General features: G+C 57.2%; 21 protein-coding genes and 1 pseudogene. 6 read left to right on the top strand and 16 right to left on the bottom strand.

What is annotated here, in order from left to right; genetic code table 11:
- Window positions 1-19: 19 nt before the first annotated feature.
- The 3 genes and pseudogenes from M8997_RS18405 to M8997_RS18395 form a co-directional block, all read left to right on the top strand.
- On the top strand, window positions 20-949 hold the full coding sequence (locus M8997_RS18405) for a dihydrodipicolinate synthase family protein (protein WP_250015766.1): 930 nt from the start codon (window positions 20-22) through the stop codon (window positions 947-949).
- Between the two features lie 354 nt (window positions 950-1,303).
- On the top strand, window positions 1,304-2,149 hold the full coding sequence (locus M8997_RS18400) for an IclR family transcriptional regulator (protein WP_250015764.1): 846 nt from the start codon (window positions 1,304-1,306) through the stop codon (window positions 2,147-2,149).
- 76 nt (window positions 2,150-2,225) lie between these two features.
- A pseudogene (locus M8997_RS18395) lies at window positions 2,226-2,495 on the top strand (integrase core domain-containing protein); the annotation flags it as partial.
- 377 nt (window positions 2,496-2,872) lie between these two features.
- Here M8997_RS18395 and M8997_RS18390 read toward each other — a convergent pair.
- Genes M8997_RS18390 through M8997_RS18365 form a run of 6 tightly spaced genes read right to left on the bottom strand, consistent with a single transcriptional unit; the run spans window position 2,873 to window position 9,429 of the window.
- Window positions 2,873-3,760, bottom strand: coding sequence for an ABC transporter ATP-binding protein (locus M8997_RS18390; protein WP_250015762.1), 888 nt, complete (start codon window positions 3,758-3,760; stop codon window positions 2,873-2,875).
- Window positions 3,757-4,590, bottom strand: coding sequence for an ABC transporter ATP-binding protein (locus tag M8997_RS18385; RefSeq protein ID WP_250015760.1), 834 nt, complete (start codon window positions 4,588-4,590; stop codon window positions 3,757-3,759). Before M8997_RS18385 ends, M8997_RS18390 begins: the two co-directional genes overlap by 4 nt.
- Window positions 4,587-5,435, bottom strand: coding sequence for an ABC transporter permease (locus tag M8997_RS18380; RefSeq protein ID WP_252597213.1), 849 nt, complete (start codon window positions 5,433-5,435; stop codon window positions 4,587-4,589). The genes M8997_RS18385 and M8997_RS18380 overlap by 4 nt, the downstream gene beginning before the upstream one ends.
- On the bottom strand, window positions 5,432-6,355 hold the full coding sequence (locus M8997_RS18375) for an ABC transporter permease (RefSeq protein WP_250015756.1): 924 nt from the start codon (window positions 6,353-6,355) through the stop codon (window positions 5,432-5,434). The genes M8997_RS18380 and M8997_RS18375 overlap by 4 nt, the downstream gene beginning before the upstream one ends.
- Window positions 6,356-6,415: 60 nt before the next feature.
- Window positions 6,416-7,966, bottom strand: a complete 1,551-nt coding sequence (locus M8997_RS18370) for an ABC transporter substrate-binding protein (protein WP_250015753.1) — start codon at window positions 7,964-7,966, stop codon at window positions 6,416-6,418.
- A 41-nt stretch (window positions 7,967-8,007) separates the two neighbouring features.
- Window positions 8,008-9,429: an amidase gene (locus M8997_RS18365; protein ID WP_250015751.1), complete on the bottom strand. Its 1,422-nt coding sequence runs from the start codon at window positions 9,427-9,429 to the stop codon at window positions 8,008-8,010.
- 237 nt (window positions 9,430-9,666) lie between these two features.
- Here M8997_RS18365 and M8997_RS18360 point away from each other — a divergent pair, with 237 nt between their 5' ends.
- Window positions 9,667-12,174: a LuxR C-terminal-related transcriptional regulator gene (locus tag M8997_RS18360; RefSeq protein WP_250015750.1), complete on the top strand. Its 2,508-nt coding sequence runs from the start codon at window positions 9,667-9,669 to the stop codon at window positions 12,172-12,174.
- 153 nt (window positions 12,175-12,327) lie between these two features.
- Here M8997_RS18360 and M8997_RS18355 read toward each other — a convergent pair whose 3' ends face one another.
- The 5 genes from M8997_RS18355 to M8997_RS18335 are packed head-to-tail and all read right to left on the bottom strand — an operon-like array spanning window position 12,328 to window position 18,533.
- Complete coding sequence (locus M8997_RS18355; protein ID WP_250016057.1) at window positions 12,328-13,800, bottom strand: sulfatase; 1,473 nt, start codon at window positions 13,798-13,800, stop codon at window positions 12,328-12,330.
- Between the two features lie 44 nt (window positions 13,801-13,844).
- Window positions 13,845-15,365, bottom strand: coding sequence for a sulfatase (locus M8997_RS18350; protein WP_250015749.1), 1,521 nt, complete (start codon window positions 15,363-15,365; stop codon window positions 13,845-13,847).
- Window positions 15,366-15,393: 28 nt separating this feature from the next.
- Entirely contained in the window at window positions 15,394-16,224 is an 831-nt protein-coding gene (locus M8997_RS18345) for a carbohydrate ABC transporter permease (protein WP_250015748.1), read from the bottom strand.
- Window positions 16,217-17,218 carry an ABC transporter permease subunit gene (locus tag M8997_RS18340; RefSeq protein WP_250015747.1) on the bottom strand — a complete coding sequence of 334 codons (1,002 nt, stop codon included), beginning with the start codon at window positions 17,216-17,218 and terminating at the stop codon, window positions 16,217-16,219. Before M8997_RS18340 ends, M8997_RS18345 begins: the two co-directional genes overlap by 8 nt.
- Complete coding sequence (locus tag M8997_RS18335; protein ID WP_250015746.1) at window positions 17,178-18,533, bottom strand: extracellular solute-binding protein; 1,356 nt, start codon at window positions 18,531-18,533, stop codon at window positions 17,178-17,180. Before M8997_RS18335 ends, M8997_RS18340 begins: the two co-directional genes overlap by 41 nt.
- Before the next feature lie 155 nt (window positions 18,534-18,688).
- Here M8997_RS18335 and M8997_RS18330 point away from each other — a divergent pair, with 155 nt between their 5' ends.
- Both M8997_RS18330 and M8997_RS18325 read left to right on the top strand, forming a co-directional pair.
- Entirely contained in the window at window positions 18,689-19,627 is a 939-nt protein-coding gene (locus M8997_RS18330) for a LysR family transcriptional regulator (protein WP_250015745.1), read from the top strand.
- A 48-nt stretch (window positions 19,628-19,675) separates the two neighbouring features.
- Window positions 19,676-21,052 carry a sulfatase-like hydrolase/transferase gene (locus M8997_RS18325; protein WP_250015743.1) on the top strand — a complete coding sequence of 459 codons (1,377 nt, stop codon included), beginning with the start codon at window positions 19,676-19,678 and terminating at the stop codon, window positions 21,050-21,052.
- Window positions 21,053-21,130: 78 nt separating this feature from the next.
- Here the strand turns inward: M8997_RS18325 and M8997_RS18320 are convergent, their stop codons facing one another.
- From M8997_RS18320 to M8997_RS18295, 5 genes are all read right to left on the bottom strand, one after another.
- A complete protein-coding gene (locus M8997_RS18320) occupies window positions 21,131-22,069 on the bottom strand; it encodes an ABC transporter substrate-binding protein (RefSeq protein WP_250016055.1) in 939 nt (312 codons plus the stop codon).
- A gap of 76 nt (window positions 22,070-22,145) precedes the next feature.
- The gene (locus M8997_RS18315) at window positions 22,146-23,084 is read right to left on the bottom strand and encodes an ABC transporter substrate-binding protein (RefSeq protein WP_250015741.1); all 939 of its coding nucleotides are present in this window, start codon (window positions 23,082-23,084) and stop codon (window positions 22,146-22,148) included.
- 31 nt (window positions 23,085-23,115) lie between these two features.
- Complete coding sequence (locus M8997_RS22210) at window positions 23,116-24,903, bottom strand: amino acid ABC transporter permease/ATP-binding protein (RefSeq protein WP_305884379.1); 1,788 nt, start codon at window positions 24,901-24,903, stop codon at window positions 23,116-23,118.
- A 10-nt stretch (window positions 24,904-24,913) separates the two neighbouring features.
- Window positions 24,914-25,453, bottom strand: a complete 540-nt coding sequence (locus tag M8997_RS18300) for a GNAT family N-acetyltransferase (RefSeq protein WP_250015738.1) — start codon at window positions 25,451-25,453, stop codon at window positions 24,914-24,916.
- 11 nt (window positions 25,454-25,464) lie between these two features.
- Window positions 25,465-26,664, bottom strand: a complete 1,200-nt coding sequence (locus tag M8997_RS18295) for a M20 aminoacylase family protein (RefSeq protein ID WP_250015736.1) — start codon at window positions 26,662-26,664, stop codon at window positions 25,465-25,467.
- Window positions 26,665-26,739 lie beyond the last annotated feature (75 nt).

Here is a 26,739-nt window from a genome sequence, read left to right as displayed (position 1 = left end):
AAACAGAACTGGATATCATGTGACGAGCAGTCCTTCAGTAGCCTACAAGGGCGTTTTTCCTGTCGTCCCCACCATCTTCAACCAGGATGGAGCACTCGACCTCGAGGGCCAACGTCGTTGTATCGACTTTATGATTGATGCCGGGTCGGACGGTCTGTGCATACTTGCAAATTTTTCGGAACAGTTTTCGCTGACCGATAGCGAACGGGAGACCATCATGCAGGTTGCACTTGAACAGGTCGCCGGACGTGTGCCTGTTATTGTTACGACGACTCATTTCTCCAACAAGATTTGCGCCGAGCGCAGCAAGCGCGCCCAAGATGCTGGTGCGGCCATGGTCATGATCATGCCCCCCTATCACGGCGCTACGTTCAGGGTCGCAGAGCCGGGCATCTTCAAATTCTTCCAGGTTGTCTCTGACGCGATTTCAATCCCGATCATGATCCAGGATGCTCCCGCATCGGGTACAATTCTGACCGCCCCGTTCCTTGCAAAAATGGCGAAAGAAATCCCCAACGTCTCCTACTTCAAGATTGAAGTTGCGCAGGCTGCCTCCAAACTCCGTGACCTGATCGCGATCGGCGGTGATGCCGTGCTTGGCCCGTGGGATGGCGAGGAAGCGATCACACTGATGGCGGATCTTGATGCCGGAGCCACCGGAGCAATGACGGGTGGTGGTTATCCCGATGGTATCAAAACGATCCTCGATGCTTACTTCACAGGCGATCGCGGGCGGGCGCTGGAACTCTATGAATCGTGGCTTCCGCTGATCAATTACGAGAACCGCCAATCGAGCATCGCTACTGCAAAAATCCTGCTGAAGGAAGGTGGAGTCATTCAATCTGATCATGTCCGGGCGCCGCTTGCTCCGGTGCACGAAGATACCAGAAGAGGTCTCATCGAACTTGCTCGACGACTGAATCCGCTTGTCCTGCGTTGGGGGAAGTGAACTAGCTTAGCCAGTAGATACTACGCCAAAGAACTCCGCTGCGGACTTGCCTGCCCGCGTGCCCTGAAGTGGTCGCGTGAACCGAATGAGAATAACCTGTTGCCGGCCGAACGGGACATGGAAATGATGGGACGTTAATCATCCTCTATTTCATTTCTAAGAGCGTCGCCTGCAACTCCCAACGAGGCCGAGCACTGGTTAACAAAACAATTTTTAAAAATGAAACCTAATTTCTTAAGCAAAATGCACTAACCTGGTCGATGAGGCATCGGGGAAATGTCGTTAACCTCGGTCGGCTGGTATTCGGAACTACGTCGTTGACTCGGCATGTTGCCCAAACTGGATGATCATGAGATGACATCGACTTATGATCATCAACTTCAGGGTTGTGACCGACAGGACGGATCGAGAATGCACAAGAAAATGAATGATAGCGTTGGGTCGACGACCAGAAAATATACGTCGCCCGCTTCAGATAAAGCCTTGGATGTCCTGGAACTCCTTAGCAAAACTGAGGCAGGCCTAACACAGCAAGAACTCGCCAAGGCACTCGGACGCAATGTAACGGAAGTCTTTCGCGTCCTCGTAACACTTGAGGAGAGAGGATATCTCTTGCGGGAGGATGGAAAGTACATTCTCTCAGACAAATTTTTTGAGTTGGCATACAGGCACCCTCCAGTCGAGCGCCTGCTCCTGGAAGCATTACCGATTATGCGCTCATTGGCAGATCAAACTGGCCAATCTTGCCACCTCGCCGTCCGAAACAATATGAACGCGCTTATTATTGGGCAAGTTAGCTCACCGCTGCCCATCGGTATCGGAGCTAGACTAGGCGCGCTTATCCCGGTTCTTGAGACGACGTCAGGTTTAGTTCTGCTAGCCTTCGAAGATGATAGCTCACGGGAGCGCTGGCTCGGACAGCTGTCTCCCAGTAATATGAGTTTCGCCGCCCAGCGTGGCATTCCCGGAAGGCTCGATGAAGTCCGCAAGGCAGGCTTTGTTCGCGAGGCGAGTACGACGATCGACGGAGTAACAAACATCGGTGCGCCAGTTTTCGATTTGACCGGTCAGGTGCAGGCATCATTAACCATGCTGTTTTTGACTCAGAAAGCTATGTACGTTCCCATCGATACCGCCCAAGAAATGTTGCTGGCTGCAGCGAGGAACATATCGAATGCCCTTGGCATGAAAGTGTTCTAATCTGCCGAATACGCTTCTCCCGCGGAGAGGACCGACAGAAATTGCTGTAAGGATCCGATGGATCCAAACCCTTGACGTGTCCAAGCCGAAACATCCCTGGACCAATGGCAGGTCGAACGAATGAATCGGACCCTCAAGCATGCAACAGTCAAACGCTATTATTATGAAAGCCATGATCAACTCCGCCAGCACGTCGCTGACTTCATTACCGCCTACAACTTTAGGCGTCGCCTCAAGACCCTCAAAGGACTCACACCTTACGAACATATCTGCAAATGTTGGACAAAAAGAGCCAGAAACATTCACACTTGATCCAACCCATCAAATGCCGGAACTAAGCACCTAGGATATCAGGCAGCAAGACTAGGGCGGACCTTTGACGAGGGCAGATATTCGCGAAGATGAAACGGATGACCTGGTCTTGATGCGGCCGAGCCTTGAACGCGCAAAGGCACTCAACCCGGCAAATCGCCAGCAAATCTATGCCGACTCCGGACATGCACGCCATTCTTGGAGGAAGCGCAACGGTTCAATCGCGACCTAGCCGAATTTCGGGAACTGATTTCAACGCGCTGACGGTAAACGGCGAGAGAGCTCTCGCTATTCGTGTTTCGGTGTGGAGCGATGCTGAGATGCCCGACAATGCTGCCGAACAACAAAGGCCGTGGCCTGGCGAATATGAGCTAACCTTGTGTCCAGCCAGCCTGTGGCTCGACAGCCTCATTATTCACTGCTGGCGGATTGGAGCACGACATGCCCCTCCCCCACATCAATGAAGCAATCGCCGTCATTGTGCAGCGGCAGGCGGACGACAACTGGTTTCTGCCCAGTCCGCCGCCGGCCAAAGCGCGGCACTGCATCGAGCAGGTTACGTGTGTATGGATGCTGTGGATTCTCGATAATGGCGCTGACTGAGCCGCATTCGACGATCCGCCCACGGTGCATAACTGCCACGCGATCACAGAGACGAGCAACTACAGCCATGTCGTGCGAAATGAAGATATAAGAAAGGTCTCCCTGCTTCTTCAGTTCGGCAAGTAGATCAAGAATCTGTGCCTGTATGCTGACGTCGAGGGCAGATACAGGCTCATCGGCAACCACTATGTGCGGATCGGGCGCCAGCGCCCGGGCTATGGCGATGCGCTGACGCTGGCCTCCGGAGAATTCATGCGGATAGCGCTTGGCGAACTCCCGCTTCAGCCCTACGCGATCGAGGAGATCGGCGACCGTAGCGTCGATCGCCCGCCAGTCGCTTTCGCCCCGTGCGAAAAGACCTTCGCCAATCTGTCGGCCCACAGGCAATCTCGGATTGAGCGACGAATACGGGTCCTGAAAGATCATCTGACACCGCCGCAATTTATCGCGGCGCAAGCGCGGCGACATCGTATCGATGCGCATGCCTTCGACATGCAATTCCCCCGCAGTCGGCGTTTCCAGTCCAACGGCAATCCGCCCGAGTGTAGACTTGCCCGACCCACTCTCGCCGATGATCCCAAGCGTCTCGCCTTGTTCGAGCGCAAGGGAAACGCCGTTGAGTGCATGCACTGTGTGCCGGTTTGCCGAGAAGGACTTCCGCAGCCCCTCAACCCTCAGCAACGGTTTGGATGTCATTGCCGTGCCCTTTCGCATTGCGCACCGCGCTGCATCAGGCCTTTTTCCACCGTCAGGTGCGAGGCGAGCAGCGCTTTGGTGTAATCATGTTGCGGAACGCCCAACACGTTATCGACCGCCCCCATCTCAAGGATACGCCCGCCGCGCATGACGGCGACGCGATCAGCGGTTTCGGCGACCACCCCGATATCGTGGGTGATCAGCAGTATTCCCGATCCGAGCCGTGCTTTCAGATCAACCAGCAGATCGAGCACCTGCGACTGCACGGTGACGTCGAGCGCCGTCGTCGGTTCGTCCGCGATCAAAATACCAGGCTGCAGCGCAAGTGACGCCGCGATCATGACACGCTGGCGCATGCCACCCGAGAGCTGATGCGGATATTGCGCCAGCACTCGATCCGGTTCCGCAATGCCCACATCTTCCAAGCAGGTGCGTGCCGTAGCCAACGCGTCCCGCCGGGAGACGCCGTTGTGGCGCACCGGCCCCTCGGTCATCTGGCGCGCAATCGTCAGGACCGGATTAAGCGATGTCATCGGCTCCTGGAAAATCATACCGACCTTTGCCCCGCGCACATCCTCGATCTCCCGGCGACCGAGAGCGGAGATATCCCGTCCGTCGATCTCGATACGGCCGCTCATCTCGGCCGCCTCGGGAAGAAGGTGCATGATTGACAGCGAAGTCATGCTTTTGCCGCTGCCTGATTCTCCAACGAGCGCGAGAATCTCCCCGCGGGCAAGGTCAAAGCTAATATCGTCGATCGCGTGGAAAGTGCCTGCCTTGGTCGGAAATGTGACCGATAGGTTCCTGACGCTGAGATAGGGAGCGCTCATGACCGACCCTTTCGACGGGGATCGACAATGTCGCGCAGGCTGTCACCGATCAGGTTGAAGGAGAGAACGGTCAGGCAGATGGCGAGACCCGGGAAGATCAGGATCCAAGGCGCCTTGGTTATATAATTGCGGCCTGCGGCAAGGATCGCTCCCCATTCCGGCGATGGTGGTTGAACACCGAGACCGAGAAACGAAAGGCCGCTAGCCGACAGAATGGCAGAGGAAAATCCGAGCGTTCCCATCACGATCAGGCTTTGGGTGATATTCGGCATCACATGCACCCGCACCAAGCGACCCGAGCGGATGCGGGCAAGCCGCGCTGCCTCGATATAAGGTTTGGCTCGTTCAGCCGCCGCCAGCCCGTAGGTCACGCGGGCGTAAAAGGGAACGAGACTGATGGCAATGGCGAGCGTTGCGTTCCCAATACCCGGCCCCAGGAAGGCAACGAGCGCCAACGCTATCAGCGTGTCCGGAAAGGAATAGAGCACATCGATCAGCCGCAGGAGCACGGTCTCGATAGTTCGGCCGGAAAAGGCCGCGAACAGCCCGACAAGTCCGCCGACAAGGAGACCGCTCACCACAGCTGTGATGCCGATACCCAGCGACAAGCGCCCGCCGATGAGGACGCGACTAAAAAGATCGCGGCCAAACTCGTCCGTACCGAACAGATATTTCATGGATGGCGCCGTAAGCCGCGGCCCAGCCGCCATCCGCATAGGATCGAAGGGCATTAAATATGGCGACAGCAACGACGCCATAATGATGACTATTGCAAGCCCGAGGCCAAGAGCGACGCTGAATGGCAGGTGCCGGCGCTGTACGGAGGTCTGTATCGTGCTGGTCATCTGTGCCTCATGCGTGGATCCAGAAAGCCGTAAACAATGTCGATCAGCATCGAGACGATGACTACCGAGATGGCGAAGACAACGATAAAGCCCTGGATCATCGGATAATCGCGCTCAAGCATAGCCTGGATGGCGAGACGACCGATACCGTTCCAGGAGAAAACGTTCTCGATGATTACCTGGCCGCCGAGAAGATAGGCAAAGACGAGACCGACTACCGTCACAATACTGATCAGCGCTGGCCGGAGCGCATGAACCAGCAGCACTTCATGCTCACGCAGTCCCTTGGCCCGGGCCGTGCGGATATAGTCTTCGTTCAGCACTTCTATCAGAGCCGACCGAGTCATGCGGGCGACAAGTGCGCAATAGGTCAGGCCGAGCGTCAGGGCTGGCAGGATGATGTTGCGCCAACTCGATCCCGCGACAGGTAGCCAGCCGAGCTTAAGCGAAAAGACTTGCATCATAATAAGACCGAGCCAGAAGGCCGGGATCGACACGCCAAGAACGGCTACAATCATGACTGCGGTATCCGCGATCCGGCCGCGATTGACAGCCGCCAGAAAGCCGAGCGGGATGCCGATCGCCAGGGCCACACCGAGACCCGACACGGCAAGCGCAAAGGTGTTAGGCAAACGCTGCAGAAGCAACGTGGCGACGGATTCGTTGCCGCGAATCGTCGTACCGAGATCGCCTTGCAGAACCTGGCCCAGATAGAGCAACACCTGCTGCCAAATTGGAAGATCGAGCCCGAGTTTGGCGCGCATCTCCGCCATTGCCTCCGGTGTCGCAGAAACAGACTGCGCCATCATGGCTGTCACTGGATCGCCCGGTACCAAATGGATGAGCGTGCCGGACAGCATGATCACCGCTATGACGGTGCCGCATGCGGCAAGAACTCGCTTTGAAATCAGAAACAGCATCGGAACCCCTCCTGTCAGTGGCCGCCCTATCTGATGGGGACAGGTCGGCCGGAAACCCCGTTATTGCTTCAGGGTAACGTCATTGAACAGGAGCGATACCATGAACCCCAGCTTGAAGCCTTCGACTTTTGCGCTCGAAGCCATGAGCCAATTCCAGCCTGGAGACAGTAGTGGAACCGTGTAGGTATTCTGTATCAGGTACTTCTCAATTTCATGGATCTTGGCGGCGCGAGCGTCACCCGACAGTCTGCGCTGCTCGTCTAGCATGGCGTCGACTTGTTCATTCAAGCCCATATTGACGAAGCCAGGGCGCTTCCACAGGAGGTTGAGATAGTCTGGATCGACACCCGACATGCCCATCGTCCAGACGAAGGGGGCTCCGTCAGTGCGCTCGTTCTCGTTTGTCATGTGATCGAAGTGGGATGCCACCTCACGCGTTTCGATTTCCGCCTGGACATTGATGGCAGCCAGATCCTGCTGCATGATCTGATGCATCTGGTCCCAGCCTGACAATTTGTGAGCAATTATCTTGATCTTAAGCGGATTTTCGGCCGTAAAGCCGGCGTTCTCCATGATCAGTTTGGCGCCGTCAGGATCGTATTCCGCCCCCCAGGTGGCGCACAATTCGTCATCCGTCGCAAACAGCTTCGGTGCGACGGGGCAATTGGAGGTGTTGACCAAACCTTCGAACGCGATGTTGGCATAGGCATCGCGATTCATCGCCATACCGATGGCCTTTCGAATTTCCGGGTTATCCAGCGGTTTGATCTTCCAAGAGAAAGCAGCCAGCACCTGCTGGCCTGAAAGCTCAGCGGCATAGATTTTGAAGTTGCTGTCACTCTTCAGATCCGTCGTTTCCTCCAATGAAGGCTCAACGACATCGGCCTCGCCGGAACGCAATGCCGCCATGCGGGCAACCGCTTCAGGAATTACCTTGAATGTCAGCTTGTCGATATGTGGCTTGCCCGGGTTCTCTATGAGCGGATTAAAGTTCTGGTATTCGGCATTGGCCTCGAGCTGGAGGTTATCGTTTCGCGTCCAGCTGACGAACTTGAAGGGGCCAGTTCCGATCGGCTTAAAATCGGCGCCAGCGAATGCGGATGGGCAGACGAAGCCCGCCTGGATGCCGGTCAGGAATGACAGGAAGGGACTATAGGGTTCCGACAACGATACTTTCAGCACTTTGCCTTCCACGCTCGTGCCCGTGATCGGTCCCCAGAGGGAGCGGTCCGGATTGACGGTAGCCGGGTCGATAGCACGATCAATTCTCGCCTTGGCACCGGAAGCGTCGAAGACGCTACCGTCATGACACTTCACTCCGTCGCGGATGGTGAAGGTATAGGTTTTGCCATCCTCCGCAACGGACCACTCGCTTGCTAGGCCCGGATGCAAAGAGCCGTTCTTGTCCATGGTCAGCATCGTGTCAAAAATCAGGTTGGTCATCTGCAGCGACTGGGTCGTACTGGTCTTGTCGGGATCGAGACTGTCGGCATCGACGGCACGTGCTACGATCAGGTCTGCAGCGGCGGCGATGGAGATGCTCAATCCAGTGCCGACGGCCACGGCTGCCAGCAGCGCGAGGATATTTTTGCGGAGATGGTGCTTTTTCATGCGCTTGTTCCCTTTTTTATGATTGAATCTCGAGTGGCGGATTAGGCCACTGATATTGGCGGTCGCTTGCCCTCCCATGGTCTTGCCACTTCCAGCTGTGACGCGAGCCGAAAGAGCAGGCCTTCAGCGGCAGGAGCGGCGGCGAACTGAACGCCTATCGGCAAACCTTCCGCGTTCCAGACAAGCGGTACTGACATCGCCGGTGAGCCGTTGACATTGAAGATATGCGTGAAGGGCATCCAAGAAAGGTAGAACTCGTAGTGCTCGCGCATTGACGTTGCCATCGGGAACGCCTCATGTGGAAGGGGCGGCTGCGCGAGTGTCGGCGACAGGAAGATGTCATATCGGTTGAACGTGGAGGTTACGACTGAGGCTACGGCGTGCAGGCGTGTTGTTGCGATATTGACGTCGACCGCCGAGATACGGTTCCCAGCATCGATCATTTCCCACAGCATGGGCGGGAAATCTTGTTCAGTGAGCTTACGTCCCAAGACGCCTTCCTCGATCCGCATATCGGTCGCGTATTCCGCCAGGATAAATGTTTCGAAAGCACTCCAGCCGTCATCCGGTAATTCGATGTCATGAGGCTCGCAAATATGGCCTAAGCCTTCGAGCAACTTTACGGTTTCCTCGACCGCCTTGATGCAATCAGAGTGGGTGGCCGCTCCATAGGGCGCCTTGGTCGAGACACCTATGCGCAATTTCCCGGGATCGCGGCCGACCTCACTTGCGAAATCGCCGCCGCTGGGGCTGTTGAAGAACTGGCCGACATGCAGGCCCTGTGTTGCATCCAGCATACCGGCGCTATCGCGGACAGAGCGGGAAAGTACATGCTCGACCAGCATGCCCTGCCAGGTGCTGCCTGACGGGGCCACGGGGTTGCGGCCGCGGGTCGGCTTCAACCCGAAGCAACCGCAGGCGGACGAGGGCACGCGGATGGAGCCACCGCCATCATTGCCATGCGCCATCGGCACCACTCTGGCCGCAACGGCCGCTGCCGTGCCGCCACTCGACGTACCGACCGTGCGTGCTGGGTCCCAAGGATTATTGGTGACACCATGTGCGCGCGAGCGTGTCGTCCAGTCCATGGCTAGTTCAGGAACTGACGTTTTGCCGAAGATCACGACTCCGGCCTTTTTGAAGCGATGGACTAGCTCGGAATCTTCCGTAGGCTTGACCGCACTGCGCGGTGGCCACCCGGCGCCCGTTGGCTGGCCACCATAGTGGGCGGTAAGATCCTTCAGCAGAAAGGGAACGCCCTTAAATGGACCGTCCGAAATCTCGTGCGAGATGAAACGTCGGGCTTCCTCTTCGAAGGTGGAGACCACCGCATTGAGCTTGCCGTTAACGGCCTCGGCGCCGACAAGTGCCACATCGAGCAATTCACTGGGTGTTACCTCCCGCATCGCGACAAGTTTGGCTAGTCCTGTGGCGTCGAAGTTCTGGTATTCACTGAGCTGCAACTTATTAGACCCCCATTCGGTAATCCTAAGAAGTTAAATCGCGCTCAAATTCTCCGCATGATCCCCCAGGGTGAGAACAGAAAGTTATTTTCTCTCACCCTAAAGAGTGATACTTGCGGTCTTGATCCAACTAGATGCGCGGATGTCCTTTTGTCGAAGCAATCGAGTCTCATCCATCGCCACACGTCGCCACCCCGCTCTTCGCAGGGCGTTATCAACCGGCCGCGACTAACAACAATGGCCGGCTTGCTGCAGCAACGCCGTCTCTGCCTCGTACATGCTCCCGCTGGATCGGGCAAGACCACGCTGCTCGCACAGTGGTACGAATCCCTACGGGAGGCCCGGTCCAAAACAGTTTGGTATTCGGCAAGCGAGGCCGACCGCGACCCCCTCTCGTTCGCGGATGGCTTGAGTCTCGCTGTCGAAGCAAGCTTCACCCAACTTGGAGCGTTCGCGCAATTTCGTGACGAGCCAAATTCTCTCGCTCGGCTCGTGGCAACGATGGCCCGGTGTGCTGCGATCACTCCGCTTGCTATGTTCATCGACGACTACCATCTCGTGGAAGGAGGCGACGGCGGCGAAACGATCAGTAGTATTCTTACGGCACGCATTCCGAATTTGACTGTCATACTGGCGAGCCGCAGCCGTCCTTCGATACCGCTAGGCCGCCTACGGGTTAGCGGTGAAGTTCTCGAAGTACCTGTCGGAGAGCTGTTTTTTGATGAGAGTGAAACAGAGGCTTTCTTCCAGGCGGCGCTTGGCGGAGCGCTGACATCTGAAGAGAGCCGGCAGATGCATAGCTATACCGATGGCTGGGCAGCGGGCCTGCGACTTGCGTCACTGGTCCTCGGACGGGTGCCGGGTGCATTTGCAAATACACCCCCGACGGGAAGCCATCGCGCTTTTGTGGAATATTTTCTTGAAGAAGTAATCCTTGGCCTACCGGAAAAAGTCTACCACTTCCTCACGAAGACCTCAATTCTCGACGCGCTGAATGCTGGTCTTTGTGACGCCGTGACCGGGCGGGATGATGGTAACGAAACTCTTTCTTACCTCGAAGAAGCTCAGCTTTTCGTCGTCGCCCTGCCGGGAGCGCATCGATGGTACAAATACCATCACCTGTTTCAGGAATTTCTGCTTGCTCGACTTCAGTCCGAAACCGATACCGACCTGTCTGACCTACATTCGCGAGCCGCCCGATGGTTTATCGAGAACGGCGCGCCAATGGATGCCGTACGACACGCTTTCCTTGCGCGCCGGCCAGATTGGGCAGCAGAAATGATCGAGAGCTATTGTCTCTTCGACTATCTGAGCCATGGACGGTTCGAAGTCTTTTCCCGCTGGATGCAACAGCTGCCACGAGATGCGCGCGAGGAACGGCCGCTGCTCCTATTCCTCCAAGTTTGGCGTTACATAAACATGCGGCGCTTTCTGCAGGCGGAGCAAACACTTCGAACGATCGAGACCCTTGCTGCCGACAAGGCAAGCCGAATGTCGGTCATTGCTTGCGAGACAGGGCTTGATGTCGAGGGTCGCCTGCATCTGATGCGTGCGCTCATCGGGGCCTATGGTGGCGACCTAAAAAGCGGCCTAGCTCATATCGATGCGCTCGACGGCCGTGAGCTGGATCAACTGGCCTTCGGGCAGGTGGATCTCGATTCCATCCACAGCTATCTTGCCCTACAGGCTGGCGCCCTCGAGCTTGCCGAAAGACTGACCTGGCGGGCCAAAGGCATCTATGAAGAAATGGCCGTGCACTGGGGCGGCCTTCATTCCCGCTCGATCGCTGCCATGTGCTATATCGCACGTGGCCTCATGCGCGAGGCAGAGAGTGTAGCAGAAGACGCGCTGCGGATAGCTCGTAGCAATTTCGGTGAACATTCCTACATGGTTGCGCTGCCCTCCGTGCTGTTGGGTGTTGTTGCCTTCGATCGAGGCGAATTCGAAAAGGCAGAGCAGCTTTGGCTTCGTGCCATCCCATCTGAGAATACGACCGATGTCTCCGGTCTCTGCGAGCGCATACTGATACCGACGGTTGGTCTTGCCCGTGTCTACGACGCGACAGGCCGGTCCAACGAGGCAAACAACGTGTTGGTGCGCGCCAGCCGCCGTGCCTACGAGACCGAGGACTTTAGACTCGAATTTCAGCTCGCTGTCGAACGGACTAGCCGTGCGTTCCGCCTTGGCTACAAAGCCGAAGGATTGCGAGAATGGGAACGCCTCTCGCTCCACCTGCCCGAGGCAGAGCGTCGATATCCGCCGTCAGCGTGGCAGATTTGGGATGCGTATCGTGTCGTTGAGGCACGGGTAATGATCGAATCTGGCCAGCGGGCTCTTGCAATCGAAAAACTGCGCGCAGTTGAGACTTTAGCGGCCCAACAAGGCCGCACATTAAGTGCCCTGCAAATTGGTCGCCTGATTATATGGCTGGCTGGCGGCAATAGTGCCGCCTTGGAGCCGCACCCGGAGCTCGGCAATTCACTGGACGTCTACCTGGACGTCTCACAAGCAAGCCCACCTGCTCGTGCGAACCGGCGAACTGGGAGCACAGCGGATGTTGCGCTAAATACTCTGACGCAGCGGGAAGAGGAAGTGCTGGAGCTGTTGCGATGGGGGCTTTCCAATAATGAGATCGCCAATAAGCTCGATATCAACATCAATACAGTAAAGACGCATACCAAGAACATTTTTTCTAAGCTCCGCGTCAAAAACCGTACCCAGGCAGTGTTAAGATCGATGCCCTAGATGAACGTTCGAGAATTGTTCGTCATGAGTGGGCCGATGGTCATCATAGACTCGTGCCGGCCTTTGTGTGGACAAAACCGGATTCTAAGTTAGCGCCAGGATAGACCCTGACCCATCCAGGCGTAGGTCCAAGACCGTCCAAACGGCACTGGGCTATTTCGCTAGGCGGTAGCGGCGGTAGTACTCGTCCGGCGTATCATGCTGCCGCAGCGCCAGATTTATTCTCTCCCTGATGCGATTCTCGATCCCAACATCCCGAAAGGGCCTGGATTGCGCTGCATCCGCCTGAAGATCGTACAATGTCGTTCCGACATCCGGCGCCCATCCGACGCGATCATTGTTCGGGATTCGGCGAGCATCTCTCAATGCGTCGATCCTCAGGACCGGCATCTGCTTGGTGAAATCGAATGCGCTGCGGAGCTCGGATGTCTTCATCTCAGCAGCTGTGAACATGGACGTCATGTGCATTGGCATGAGCGTGTACTCGTGAAGTCCCGGCGCATAAAGGTCCTCCGGATAGAGATAGTAGGTGTATCGCCCGTCGCTGGCGCCAATCGGTCCTCCAAACACGCCAAATATCACAACGTCCCGGACGCTGATGTCCCTCTCCAACTGCGGCAGGAGTGAGAAGCCACGAACCTCCGGCGGCACCGGTATCCCAAAGAGATCAAGGAAGGTCGGCATCAGGTCTGTGGCCTGGGTGAGCGATCTGCGTCGCTCTCCTGCTCTGGCCGCGTGATCGGGGTGATGGACGATCAGCGGGATGTTCGAAATCTCCGCATAATAGGGCATGCGATTCTTGCCCCACCAATCATGTTCGGAGAGCAGGAAGCCGTGGTCGGTCGACAGTATCAGGGCCGTGTCTTTCCAAAGGTCGTATTCATCGAAATAATCGAGCAAACGCCCGAAATACTCATCGCACATCGACACGAGCGCGGCATAATTGGCGCGAATCTCCGCTATTTCTTCCGGACTGTCGGCCACCTTCTCATATTTCGGCCAGTCCAGGATACCGCCTTTCCAGCCCGTGCTGTATTGTTCCTTGAACCGATCCGGCGCCGCAAACGGCTCGTGCGGATCGAAACATTCGAGCATCAAAAACCAGTTGTCGGCTTCACGATTAATATCCAGGAATTCGAACGCCGACTTGAAACATTTCGGCCCGGGATAATCATCCTCCGTGAGAAGCGATTGCCTATTGATGACGCTCTGCAGGCGCTTCCACGGATCGTCGAAATCATAGTGCTGCGAAGAATACCGCTCCTTGAAGCGCTCCAGAGGTGGCTGCACCATCGCTCTCCACGGATCGTCTTCCTGGCCGCGGATGAACTCCCAGGTCTTGAACCTGTTGTGGTATGTCGAGCCGCCGTCTTCGAAATAATGCTGATGGTCGGTCACCAGATGCGTATGGATACCGCGGTCCCGCATCAGTTCCGGAAAGGAATTATCAAAGGGTTCAAGCGGTCCCCAGCTTCGATGCATGAAATTGAGGCGCCCAGTGTGGAGATCGCGTCGCGCCGGCATGCAAGGGAGGCTGCCCACAAAATGAGTGTCAAACGTTACGGCTCGTGCCGCGAAGCGGTCGAAGTTGGGTGTTTTGACAGCCGTGGAACCATAGCAGCCCATGGCGGTTCGATTGAGCGAATCGAAGAGAACGTAAATCGCGCGCATCAGGCAACATCCGGTTCGGCTGCATCGCCGGACGGCAGCCCGAGACGGCCAAAGGCCTCGCTCGGCGCTTCGTTTTTGCGCATGAGGCTCGCCAGCAGGGCAATCATACGCCGCTCGATCGCCGGATCATCGAGCGCCCGCTCCTGACCCGGATCCGATACGAGGTCGTAAAGCCGCGTTTCCTTTTCCAGAAGCGCACCGGGTCCGTAGTTCGCATACATGGGCGAGCGGTTGGTGACGGGTACTTTCAGCAAGGGCACCCGTTTGGTCCAACCGAAAGGAGGTGTAAGCGTGGAGGAAGCAAGTTCTTCGGGCGTGAAGCGCTCATTCATGTGATTCGGCATCAACGTGTATTGAAAGATTTCCTGGTTCTCCAGATCTTCGGGAAAACGGTGGTAGGTGTAGCGGCCGTCCGTGACATTCACTGCCCCGCCGAAATAGCCGAAGAGAACAGCCTCGCGCTCCTGATCGCTGAGCAGCGAATAGCCTTCAGCTTCTGTGGGAGCGCTCAACCCATGAAGATCAAGGAAGGTCGGCCCGACGTCGATCGACTGCGTAAGGCGCTGGACGCGGCGTGTGCTGGGGTTTCTTGCATCGTGGATGAACAAGGGAATATGAACGATCTCCTCATACATGTTCATCCGGTTCTTCGCCCAGAAATCATGTTCTCCAAGGAGAAAGCCATGATCTGTGGTGACAACGAGGGACGTATCATTCCACAGACCGTGTTCATCGAAGTAGTCGAGCAATTGTCCGAGAAGAAAGTCGCAAAGCGACATGATGGCATAATAATTGGCGCGCAATTCCTCTGCCTCCTCTGGCAGTTCCTCGACGCGTCCATATCGCGGCCAATCGCGGATGGGACCGTTCCAGCCGGTCTTGAAGAGTTCCTTGAACCGCTCAGGCGCAAAGAAGGGCTCGTGGGGATCAAATGTTTCTATCTGAAGCAGCCAGTCATCGGCATCGCGGTTCATATCGAGAAACTCAAACCCGTGCGCAAAACACTGAACCGACGGGAAATCCTTCTCTTCCTTGATGAACTCCCGATTGATGATGTGTGGTCCGTATTTGCTGATCGGCCCGCTTGCCGTTTGCGTCTCATGATACTTCTCGCGGAGCCGCTCCCAATGCGGTTGTACCATGGCCTTCCACGGATCGGATTCCTGGCCGCGGACGAACTCGAACGTCGAATAGCGATTGTGATATGTCGCCCCACCATCCTCCCAATAATGATAATGATCCGTAATCAGGTGCGTGTGAACGCCCTTGGTTTTAAGAAGCTCTGGGAAGGCGTTGTCGAAGGGCTCCAATGGTCCCCAGCTACGGTGGAGGAAGGTCAACCGTCCGGTCAGCAGATCCCGGCGCGCCGGCATGCATGGCAGCGAGCCGACATAATGCTTGTCGTAGACGCTCGATCGCGCCGCGAGCCGATCGAAATTCGGCGTCGGGATACGGGTGCCGCCATAGGCGCCGAGCATGTGCCGATTGAGGGAATCGAACAGGACAAAAACCGTTTTCATGGATTGACCTTCCAAAGCATCAAGAGCGCTACTTCACCGCACCGGCGGTCAGCCCACGCACGATGAAACGTTGACCAATGAACATCATTATCAATGCCGGTATCGTCGACAGTATCGAGGCTGCCGCCATCTGGCCGTACTGGACCTCGTATTGCTGGGCGAAACGGGAAATCGCAACGGGAACAGTGGCAGTGTGGCGGCTGGTCAGGGTCAGCGCCACCGAGAACTCGTTCCACGAGAAGACAAAGGCAAGCACGCCGGCGGCGATCAATCCGGGAACCGCCAACGGCAAAGCAATGCGCATGAAGATCACCGGACGCGTACAACCATCGACCAGCGCTGCCTCTTCGATTTCCTGCGGTATCTCGCGGAAATAAGCCATCATCATCCAGACGGTCATCGGCAGGTTCAAGGCAATGTGGGTCAGCACCACCGCGGTCAAGGTGCCGGAGAGCCCAAGCTCCCTGAAGATCAGGTACCACGGCCCGACAAGCGTCAAGGGCGGGATCATGTTGAAGATGAGCGTCCAGCCAAGGAGCAAGCGTGAAATCGCCGCGCGCGACTTGAAATGGACAAGGGAATAAGCGGCAAGTGTTCCGATAAGGAGCACGCCCACAGTGGAAAGGAAGGCCACCACCAGGCTGTTATAGACATTCTCCGGAAAGTCCGAGCGGCGTGAATAAAGCACGTCGGCATAGTTGAAAGAGGTTGGATTGAATATCCATGAACCTTGAAGGATATCGATCTCATATTTCAGCGACTGTAGAAACACCCAGAGAAATGGGGCCAGGATCGCGAAGACTCCTAACGAGAGAAGCAAATAGGCGGCCAGGCGGCTCGGGCCGCGAAGATCAAGCATCTCTCGCCCTCACGAAACGGCCCGCGCGGTAAGCGACCCAGATGAAAGCAACGGTGGCGGCAATGACGGCAAGCGACAGCATGGAGCCGAATCCAAGGTCGTTCTGCTGAAAATAGACCTTGTGGAGATGCAGGCTGACGACCTCCGTTGATGTGCCGGGCCCTCCGGACGTCAAGAGGAAAATCTGGTCGAACACCTTGAAAGCAAGAATCGTTCTGAAGAACAACGCAACGACGATCGTCGGCCAGATCAGCGGAATGATGATACGGAAAACGATCGAGCGGTTCGACGCGCCGTCGATACGCGCTGCTTCGATCACGTCGTTCGGGATGGCTTCGACAGCGGCGAGCAGGATGAGGAAGACGAAGGGCGTCCAATGCCATACATCGACGATAACGACGGACAGCAGCGCCAGCGACGTCGAGCCAAGCCAGTTGACGGCGGGCAGGCCGATCAGCGTGATTGCCTGGTTCAAAACGCCGAAGTCCAGGCTGTACATCAATTTCCACATGGAACCGATGGCGACCGGCGGCATGAGAATCGGGATAATGAGGATCGTTCTTAAGATAGCCTTCGCCTTGCCGGCCGACGAGACCAGGATGGCAAGGCCAATACCGAAGCACACTTCGATCACCACGCTTACCAGGGCAAAGACGACGGTGTTTTTCAGAGCGATGCGGAATATGTCATCATCCAACAACTGCCGAAAATTCTCCACCGGCGTGAATCGCCATATCTCCCTCGCCCGCTCGAACGTGATCGTGGACGTCGCCATCGCGATCAGTTCGAGCACCGGATAGACGGTCAACAGGACGAGGAAGATACAGGCTGGCGCAAGCGCCAGCCAATGGAATTGACGATCGGCAAAATTAGAAAGAGAGCCGGTTCTTTTGATACCTGTGGTCATTGATGCGTTCCGCAGCCGTCCGCCCAGGCGAACGGCCGCTTTTTGGTTATTCGGCGAGTGGCGCGATCTGACCGGTCTTGCGGCCACCCTTCTTGAAGATGGCTTCGATGTCCCTGGCAGCCTGGTTCAGTGCGGCCGCGGATGAGAGTTCGCCGATCAGCGCCTGGTTCAATCTCAGGCCGAGCGCCTGATTAACGGCAGGACCTTCCGAGTAACCGAGCAACTGCTTGCCGTATTTGATCTCCTGCTGATAAGCAGGCATCCAGCGAAATTGGGGCTTGTCCTTGAGGTCGGATATGAATACGTCCTCGCGAACTGGAATGCCGCCCCCCTCGGCGTAAGCATATTGGGCCTTGTAGGTGAGGAACCATTTCGAGAAGGCGATGGCGCCTTTCTTCCCATCATCTGAGACATTTTTCGGAACAGCCAGGACCCAGTTGCCGATTGCAACACCTGGCTCGCCATCGGCCTTCGCTTTTGGCAGCACGGCAGCATTGATTTTGCCGACTACGGCGGACTTCTGGGGATCGTCGAAGTTCGGGAAAGCGGCTACGACGGCATGCGCTTGCTGTCCCTTGCCGGTCTGCATGAGCTGAATGAGATCACCTTGTCCAAGCGAAGCAAAATTCTGAGGGCCGCAGGACCTGGAAACTTCGATAAACTTGTCGAGGGCAGCTTTGACCTCTGGGCTGTTCACCGTCACCGTATAGTCGCCGGTTGCAGCATCCTTCTCGATTGAGCCGCCATAGGACAAGAGATAGGCCATGAAATCGTAATAGATGGAGTCACCCTTCTCGCCCCGCTGCAGATAGCCATAAGTCTCCGGCGGATTCTGCAAGACCTTGCAGTTGGTAAGAACGTCATCGAACGTTACGGGAACCTCAAGTCCCTTTTCCTTCAACACATCGGCCCGATAATAGAAGAGCTGCACATTTCCATTGGGCGAGTAGCCCATGAGCTTGCCGGTGGAGCAAGTGCGAAACTCTTTCGCCTCATCCCAGCAGCCGCTGTCACCAAACGAATAGACTTCCTTTGGCACCTGGAATTGTGGATCGATCTCGTTCAGCGGCTCAAGGAAGCCGCCTTTGTAGAATTCGACGGTAGATGTTCCATTGATATTCACAAGATCGTAGGGACTGGTGTCTCCGGCGTGGACGGCCGAGCGAGCTTTCTCCAGCATTCCGTCGAATGGCGTCACTTCCAGATCAACCTTGTTGCCGGTCTGCTCCTCATAAAGGGCGACGACGTTTTCGAAACCCTTGTACCAGGGTGACGCATTGATCAGGATCGTGATCGGCTCTTGCTCTCCGACATCGAGAAAACTGTCCTCTGCAATTGCCTGGTGTGCCCAGGCTATCACCGTCCCAGCGGCCAGAAGGAGGGCAAGCGCTTTCAACTTCATGATTTCCTCCGTGGTAAAGGTGGCAACAGTAAGCGACAAGTTTGGCCGTGATAAAGGAAGGCTTTTCTATTCCGTGGCCCTCATATGAAATGACTGATGCTGATTTCATCCAGTTTAAATGACATCTTAGGCCAGCAATAACTGGGAGGAATATCGTGGATCGCACGTTGCTTGCATTTCTTGTGGTAGCCGAGGAAGGCAACTTGACGTCTGCTGCCACCCGTGTGGGCTTGACCCAACCGGCACTCACCAAACTCATCAAACGTCTGGAGCGCGATTACGAAGCGCCGCTTTTCGAGCGAACATCGCGTGGCATGAATCTCACCCGCGCCGGTGCGAAGCTTCGCGAGCGTGCGCGGCGGATTGAAGTGCACTATCGACAATCGCGAGAAGAGATCCGATCGATGGCCACAGGCATGCTGCCACATTTTTCCATCGAAGCAGGCGCTGCCTATCACATGGAGATCGCTCCCGATCTCACCCACATCCTGAGCGAGGAATTCCCGGACACAAAACTCAGGCTCGATTTCAACGTCGCGACACTGACCCTCCCACGACTGATTGCGGGCGAGGTCGATCTCATGCTCGGAGCGATCCATGACAGCCCTCCCGAAGGGATCGAGACCGCCGAAATCATGCAGGTCGAAATTGTGCCATATTGCTGGAAGTCCGACCGGCTGGCGAATATTGAGCAGATCAAGCCAACCGACCTCAGCGATCGCCGATGGGTGATCTATAGTCGTGACGATGCAATCATCTCCAGAATGGCAGGTTATTTCCGCGAATGGTGTTTGCCGCCGCCGCACATCTCCATGGAGGTGGAGGCACTTGCTGCAAGCTTCCGGATCGTATCCGGATCGAACAAACTGGTACTTGCACCCCGGAGCCTGTCAAATGTCGCCGAGGAGTTCGGCCTGGTGCCTCTACATCTTTCTCCGCCGATCTGGCGTTTCGGTTCAGGCGCCTGGTTCAGAGGATCGTCCCGGGATTATCCGATCATGCGGCGAGCGCTCGATCTACTCCCCCGCCTGACGACGGAGGCTGCTGCCATTCCCGGAAGTTATGGGCGTGGACTCGTGAAGTCATTTCCATAAGGCGCTTCAATTACCTACAGTCGCCGCCACCACACATGGAGGCACCAAATGCGTCGACCAAACGTCATCGTTTTCTTCACCGATCAGCAGCGCCACGACACCACTGGCGTGCATGGAAATCCCATGGGCCTGACGCCGAACTTCGACCGTCTTGCGATGCAGGGCACGCATCTCTTCAACTCTTTCACCAGCCAGCCACTCTGCGGGCCGGCACGCTCATCGATGCAGACCGGGCAGTTCGCGACGCAGACGGGCGTCTTTCGGAATGGCATTCCACTTGCCGATGATGCCGAGACGATTGCAAAAGTATTTGCGCGCAACGGATACAAGACCGGCTATATCGGCAAGTGGCACCTTGGCGGTTCCGATCCCGTGCCGAAAAGCGAGCGTGGCGGCTATCACAGCTGGCTCGCCGCCAACCTACTAGAATTCACTTCGGATGCTTACGATACGGTCGTTTACGATGTCGACGACCAAAAGAAGAAGCTGCCGGGCTATCGAGTCGATGCATTGACCGATGCGGCCATCCGCTATTGCGACGATCATCAGAACGACCCATTATTTCTCTTCGTGTCGTTTCTCGAACCTCACCACCAGAACCATACCGACGCCTATCCCGCCCCTGATGGCTATCGCGAAGCCATGGATGGCAGGCTTTGGACGCCGCCGGATCTCGCAACGCTCAAGGGAACTAGCACCTGGCACCTCGGCGGGTACTATGGGATGGTCAAGCGCCTTGACGAGGCATTCGGACGTCTCATCGACGCGCTGAAGAGCCTCGACATGCTGGACGATACAATTGTCATGTTCACCTCCGACCACGCCTGCCATTTCAAGACCCGCAACAATGAGTACAAGCGCTCTTGCCACGAAAGTGCGGTCCGTGTGCCGACCATGATCATCGGCCCGGGTTTCGAGGCAGGCGGCCAGGTGCGCGCGCTTTTTTCGACGGTCGACGTTGCGCCCACGCTTATCGACGCTGCCGGTCTGGAGGTGCCGGAAGTGATGACGGGCAAATCGATACTGCCTGTCATTCGCGATCATCGCGCTCCTTGGCGACAGGACGTGTTCTTCCAGATCTCCGAGACAGAAACGGGACGCGCCGTCAGGACGCGTCGGTGGAAATACGGTGTAACCTCCAGCTACGACAGGGACGAAGCTCGTTCGGAATCCTATAAGGAGGCTTACCTGTACGATCTGGACAATGATCCCTATGAGATGGTCAACCTCGTCGGCCTGACATCTTTTCGGGAGGTTTCGGATGATCTCAAGGCGCGTCTCCTGCGATGGATCGAGCAGGTCGAGGATGGCCAGCAACCCGAGATCATTGACGCGAAGCCACGCTTCCCCCGCCAGTACCGCCTCGACGCCCGCGACCTCATCGACGCAGTCGACCGCGAAAGGGATGTCGATCCGATCGAGTAGCGTCAATCATGTTGGCTTTGTCGCAGGCAAAGCCAACATAACAACAAACGCAGTCACCGCCGCGGCCTCAAAATTTAATCAGCTTTTTGGCAGGCCGGGCGGATTGGTCCGCGACTCCGGCAGCGCCTCTTCGGAAAGCCGCCAGCGTGCCAGTATCCTGGCGTAGACGCCATTCTTTATAATGCCGTTGGTCGCAAGTGTCAGTGTATCCGCGAGGCCCGATCCTTTGCGTGTGGTGATCGCGACATCGGAGCGCTCAGGCCAGCCGGCCGAAAGCGTGCCGACGCGTTTGATGTTCTTATCGCGTGCCTCGATATAGACGAGCTGAGCATGTGGCTGGACGATCACATCGACTCGGCCGGACCGCAGTGCCACGAGCCGGGCGGCATCATCGTCGTGATATACGAGCTCGATCGGCTTTAGCCCTGCCTTGACGTTCTCGTCGCTCCATTTCAGCAGGATACGCTCTTGGTTCGTGCTGGCGCCAACCGTGATGCGCAGGCCCGCCGCATCCTTGGGTTCCTTGATCTCCTGGATGTTGCTGTCGGTCCTGACGAAGAAGCCGTGCAGGCCCTGTCGATAGGTGGAGAAATCGAACTTCTCCTTGCGCTGCTCGGTGACGCCGACATTGGAGATCACCGCATCGTATTTGCTGGAGGCAAGCCCCAATGGCCAATCGGCCCACGCAACCGGGATCAGGTCCAGCTCGAGGCCCAGGCTGTCGGCGATCGCGAGCGCATAGTCGGGGTCTGCACCCACAACGGTCTTGGCGTCGGTGGCATAGGTGGCAAGCGGCGGGCCGCCTGGCGAGACCGCCACGGTGAACTTGCCAGGAGCCGTGAATTTGAAATCCGTCGGGATCGCCGCGATCGCCGCTGGATCTTTTTCGGCGCGAATACGCCCTGGCTGATCGGGAGAAAGGTCAAAGATATCTTCGGCCGAACCGGATGCGACAGACAAGATCGAGACGAAGGTGCTAACGGCGAGGAATGCGGCTTTTCGCGTGAAAATATTCATGGTCGGGTTCCGTTCTGAGAGTAAAACGGGACGCGGGCGGAGGAAGCCAGCGTCCCGGCTGCGGCGCGTCACCGCATCAGCTTTTCGGAAGGCCAGGAGGATTGGTCCGCGATTGTTCTATCCCTTCGGAAGTGAGGTTCCAGCGCGCAAGCGCCTTGCCGTAATTGCCGTTCCTGATCTGGGTGTTCAGCGCCTCGGTTATCGCGTCAGCGAGCCCGGTTCCCTTTTTCGTGGCGACGGCGATCTCCGCAGTTTCCGGCCAGCCACCCGAGAACGTGCCGACCAGCTTTGTCTTGTCCTCAGTCTTCGCCTTGTAAGCAGCGATGGCGTTTGGTCCAAGATAGGCGTCCGCGCGGCCCGATGCGATGGCGAGATCCTGCACCACGACGTCGTCGTAATATTGCACTTCCGTTGCGGGAAGGCCTTTCGCCTTGTTCGCCTCGATCCAGCGTAGCAAGATTTGTTCCTGATTGGTGCTAGCGCCGACAATAACTCTCAATCCGGCAACATCCTCCGGCTTGGCGATGCTATCGATCTTGCTGTCCTTGGCGACGTAGAACCCGAGCAGGTCGTTGCGGTAACTGGAGAAGTCGTATTTCTCCTTGCGAAGCTCGGTAACCGTGACGTTATGGATCGCCGCATCAAAACGGCCGGAATCGAGACCAAGCGGCCAGTCTGCCCAAGTGACCGGAACGAGCTCAAGTTCGAGCCCGAGACTGTCAGCGACGAGCTGGGCGATATCGGGTTCGCTGCCGACCGGCGTCTTATTATCAGTTGCATATGCTGCCAGCGGCAGATTGCCTGGCACGGAAGCGACTGTGAATTTGCCCGCCGTAACGAACTTATAGTCTTTCGGTAGGAGGTCGATCGCTGCCTGCACCTTCTCGGCCCTAACCCGATCCTTTTGTTCCGGGGAAAGGTCGACATCCTGCGCGCGGGCGGTCGCCGCAGGAAGAGCGGAAAGCGCCAGCAGGCCGCCGATGGCGAGACTGAAAAGCTTGGTCCTGTAAGACATGCTGAGTGTTTCCTTATTTGTGCCTGGTTGTTCAGAGGACTTTGGCGAGGAATTCGGCGGTGCGCGGGTGTTCAGGCCGGCGAAAGACCTTTTCCGGTATACCGGTTTCGAGGATTCGGCCCTGTTCCATGAAGACCACCAGATCGGAGACTTCACGGGCAAAGCCGATTTCATGGGTGACGATGACCAGCGTCGTGCCGGAGCGAGCGAGCTCCTTGATGACGTCAAGCACCTCGTTGACGAGTTCCGGATCGAGCGCCGAGGTGGGCTCATCGAACAGCAGAACTTTCGGTTTTAGGGCAAGCGCCCGGGCAATCGCGACGCGCTGTTGCTGACCACCGGAAAGCTGGCGCGGATATGCATTCGCCTTGTCGGCTAGCCCCACGCGGGCGAGAAGGTCACGCGCTTCGCCTTTCGCCTGCTCCGGTGGAAGCCCGCGCACGGTGATCGGGGCCTCGATGACGTTTTCGAGCGCCGTCAGATGTGAGAAAAGGTTGAAGTTCTGGAACACCATGCCCACTTCGACGCGACGCTTCAGGATTTCCTTCTCCTTCAACTCGTAAAGCGTCCCACCATCCTGCCGATAGCCGATCAGTTCACCATCGATGGCGATGAACCCGCCGTCGAAGCGCTCCAAGTGATTGATGGAGCGCAGCAACGTCGACTTACCCGACCCCGACTGGCCGAGAATGGCGGTGACACTGCCGGCCGGAATGGAGAGTGTTACGTTGTCCAGAACCTTCAGCGCGCCGTAGCTCTTCGAAACACCGTGGATCGTCACCTCGCCTCCGCGTGCTTGGAGATGTGCGGCATTGGTCCGGCGCTCGACCGACCTGGCCGCCGGTTCTGCCAGCTTTGGCGTTTCCGTTAGCTGCGGCACCAGGCGGCGATAAAGGCTGGAGAAGATCGAAAGCGGCGGATTGCGCAACGCACCTCGCGAATAGTGCCGCTCGATATGATGCTGGATGATTGACAGCGCGGTCAGGATCACCAGATACCAGACGGTCGCGACCATCAGCAGTGGGATGACTTCCAGATTGCGACGGTAGATGATCTGGATCGTGTAGAAGAGTTCCGGCAACGCTAGGATGTAGACCTGCGACGTACCCTTCGCGAGGCCAATGATGTCGTTGAAGGCGGTCGGCAGGATAGAGCGCATCGCCTGTGGCAGAACGATCCGCGATGCTTGACGGCCGCGCGGCAACCCGAGCGCAGATGCCGCCTCGAGCTGTCCCTGATCCACCGAAAGGATACCGCCGCGAATGATCTCGGCGGCGAAGGCCGCCTGGTTGAGCGTCAGGCCCAACACCGCTGCGGCAAATGGCGTGATGAGCTGTGTCGTGTTCCAGCTGAAGAAATCTATACCCGTATACGGCACCCCTACCGTAATCGTCTCGTAGAGATAACCGAGATTGTTGAGGATCAGCAGCAGTACGATCAGCGGGATCGAGCGGAAGATCCAGATATAGGTCCAGGAGACGCCGACCAGCAACGGCGAACGGGAGACGCGCGCGAGCGCCAGGCCGGTGCCAAGCAGAAAACCGAAAAATGCGCCGAGGAGCGTCAGCAGCAGCGTTCGTCCGAGCCCGACCAACACCGGTTCGGCGAAGAACCATTCGGCGAATACATCCCAGCCCCAGCGCGGATTGCCGAAGATGGAATGTAGCGTCGTGGCAATCAACAACAGCGCAAAAATAGTCCCCACCGTGCGAAGCGGGTATCGCGCCGGCACGATGCGGTAGTGGGAGTAGTCACCCTTGGCGGCGGGTACTTTCGGCGGATCTATGGCTAGCTCGTTGAACTCAGTGGCAATGGTCATAACGATCTCCTCACCCGCCGTGCAGGGTTGCCGCGGCAATGGCCCTGCGCGCCGCGTAGGTACCTACCGAGAGAAATTTCTCGAACGGCAGTTTCCGGATTGTTGCCGGGTCGATTGTCGTATCGAACAGCGCCGTGTAGCCATTGGTGAGATAGAGGCCGACTGCTTCCGGCTGACGAAAACCGGTGGTAAGATAAATGCGGGCATAGCCCTGCCGCGCCGCCTGGGCTTCCAGCTCGAACAGCACCTTGCGGGCCAGCCCTTGCCGGCGATAAGCCGAATGGGTCCAGATGCGCTTGAACTCGGTAGTATCCTCGTCCTGATGCCGCATGAAGGCGCCGCCGGCGATCGCCTCTCCGTCGCGCAGAAGCAGAAGGAAATTGCCCTGCGGTGGCTGAAAAACGTCCGGCGCGTAGCGGTTCATCTCCGTCGTGGCGCCTTCGGCGTCATAGAAGGCACCGTAGCGGCTGTCATACTCGCAGGTCAGTTCCTCGATCAGCGGCTTTGCTAGCGGATCAAGCGGTGTTGTGTAGACAAAACGATCGTTCACGGATCACTCCTTCATATCGACTGCTCAGGCAGGAAGGTTTCGGCGAGTCGCGCCCAGAGCCGCGCAGCGGGCGCTATGATCTCGTCATTGAAGTCATAATGGGGGCTATGAAGGGGCGCGCTTTCGCCATTGCCGACGAAGAGGTAGGAGCCCGGCCGCGCCTCCAGCATAAAGGCGAAATCCTCGCTGGCCGTGCGCGGCCGGAAATTCTGAACGATCTGATCCGCAGAAAAATTCTCCTCCGCCACGCGACGAACGAAGCGCGTTTCATCGACATGGTTGACGACCGGCGGAAAGCCACGCCGATAATTGACTTGCGCATAGGCGCCGAAACTGTCCGCATGGGCCTTTGCGAGCGCCAGAACTCGCTCTTCCAACTTGTCCCGTATGGCCGGCGAATAAGCCCGCGCAGTCAACTTCAATTCGACGCTTTCGGGAATAACGTTGGAGGCAGAGCCGCCATGGATGGAACCGACGGTCAGCACCGCCATTTCGAGAGGATCGACATTGCGCGCGACGATACTCTGCAGCGCAGTGATGAAGGAGGCTGAGGCGAGCACCGGATCGACCGCCTCATGCGGCGCCGCTCCGTGCCCGCCACGGCCGACGATGCGGATCAGTGCCTGGTCAACTGAAGCCATCGCCGGTCCTTCGACAAAGCCGAACTGCCCTGCCGCCACGCCGGGCCAGTTATGCAGGCCGAAGACCGCGTCGACAGGAAAGCGCTCGAACAGCCCATCGTCGATCATTTTGCGGGCACCGGCACCGACTTCTTCTGCCGGCTGGAAGATCAGCGTCAGCGTGCCCGAAAACTTGCCGTGCTCGGCCAGGTAACGAGCTGCGGCGAGCAGAATGGTTGTGTGGCCGTCGTGACCGCAGGCGTGCATGACGCCAGGGTTTCGGCTGGCATAGGGAAGATTCGTCGCCTCTTCGATCGGCAAGGCATCGATATCCGCCCGGATACCGATGCTCCTGCCGCCCTGCCCTCGCCTGAGTGTAGCAACCACTCCATGGCCGCCTACACCCTCCGATACCTCGTAGCCATATGAGAGGAGGTATTTGGCTACGATCCCGGAAGTCCGCCGCTCCTGGAAGGAGAGTTCAGGATATTGATGCAGCTCACGGCGGATGGCCACGAACTCATCGATGGAGGCAAAAATTGTCCGTTCGGCGCTGTCGCGAGGACGCGCGCCGTCAATATGAATGTTCATCGTCGTCTGCTTTCCGAAAGTTGAGGCTGCAGTTTTCTGAAACTTGCAGCCGGTTCAGCCTCTCAGCTCCTTATC

The organism is Phyllobacterium sp. 21LDTY02-6, assembly GCF_023554255.2.
In the GTDB taxonomy this organism is placed as follows: domain Bacteria; phylum Pseudomonadota; class Alphaproteobacteria; order Rhizobiales; family Rhizobiaceae; genus Phyllobacterium.
Note: the sequence above shows the minus strand (reverse complement) of the source record. Positions and strands in the feature narration are given on the sequence as shown.

Coding starts and splice junctions, on each gene's coding strand:
- M8997_RS18400 (WP_250015764.1), top strand. CDS start 1,304: ATGACATCGACTTATGATCATCAACTTCAGGGTTGTGACCGACAGGAC.
- M8997_RS18390 (WP_250015762.1), bottom strand. CDS start 3,760: ATGACATCCAAACCGTTGCTGAGGGTTGAGGGGCTGCGGAAGTCCTTC.
- M8997_RS18385 (WP_250015760.1), bottom strand. CDS start 4,590: ATGAGCGCTCCCTATCTCAGCGTCAGGAACCTATCGGTCACATTTCCG.
- M8997_RS18380 (WP_252597213.1), bottom strand. CDS start 5,435: ATGACCAGCACGATACAGACCTCCGTACAGCGCCGGCACCTGCCATTC.
- M8997_RS18375 (WP_250015756.1), bottom strand. CDS start 6,355: ATGCTGTTTCTGATTTCAAAGCGAGTTCTTGCCGCATGCGGCACCGTC.
- M8997_RS18370 (WP_250015753.1), bottom strand. CDS start 7,966: ATGAAAAAGCACCATCTCCGCAAAAATATCCTCGCGCTGCTGGCAGCC.
- M8997_RS18360 (WP_250015750.1), top strand. CDS start 9,667: ATGGCCGGCTTGCTGCAGCAACGCCGTCTCTGCCTCGTACATGCTCCC.
- M8997_RS18355 (WP_250016057.1), bottom strand. CDS start 13,800: ATGGGCTGCTATGGTTCCACGGCTGTCAAAACACCCAACTTCGACCGC.
- M8997_RS18350 (WP_250015749.1), bottom strand. CDS start 15,365: ATGAAAACGGTTTTTGTCCTGTTCGATTCCCTCAATCGGCACATGCTC.
- M8997_RS18345 (WP_250015748.1), bottom strand. CDS start 16,224: ATGCTTGATCTTCGCGGCCCGAGCCGCCTGGCCGCCTATTTGCTTCTC.
- M8997_RS18335 (WP_250015746.1), bottom strand. CDS start 18,533: ATGAAGTTGAAAGCGCTTGCCCTCCTTCTGGCCGCTGGGACGGTGATA.
- M8997_RS18325 (WP_250015743.1), top strand. CDS start 19,676: ATGCGTCGACCAAACGTCATCGTTTTCTTCACCGATCAGCAGCGCCAC.
- M8997_RS18320 (WP_250016055.1), bottom strand. CDS start 22,069: ATGAATATTTTCACGCGAAAAGCCGCATTCCTCGCCGTTAGCACCTTC.
- M8997_RS18315 (WP_250015741.1), bottom strand. CDS start 23,084: ATGTCTTACAGGACCAAGCTTTTCAGTCTCGCCATCGGCGGCCTGCTG.
- M8997_RS22210 (WP_305884379.1), bottom strand. CDS start 24,903: ATGACCATTGCCACTGAGTTCAACGAGCTAGCCATAGATCCGCCGAAA.
- M8997_RS18295 (WP_250015736.1), bottom strand. CDS start 26,664: ATGAACATTCATATTGACGGCGCGCGTCCTCGCGACAGCGCCGAACGG.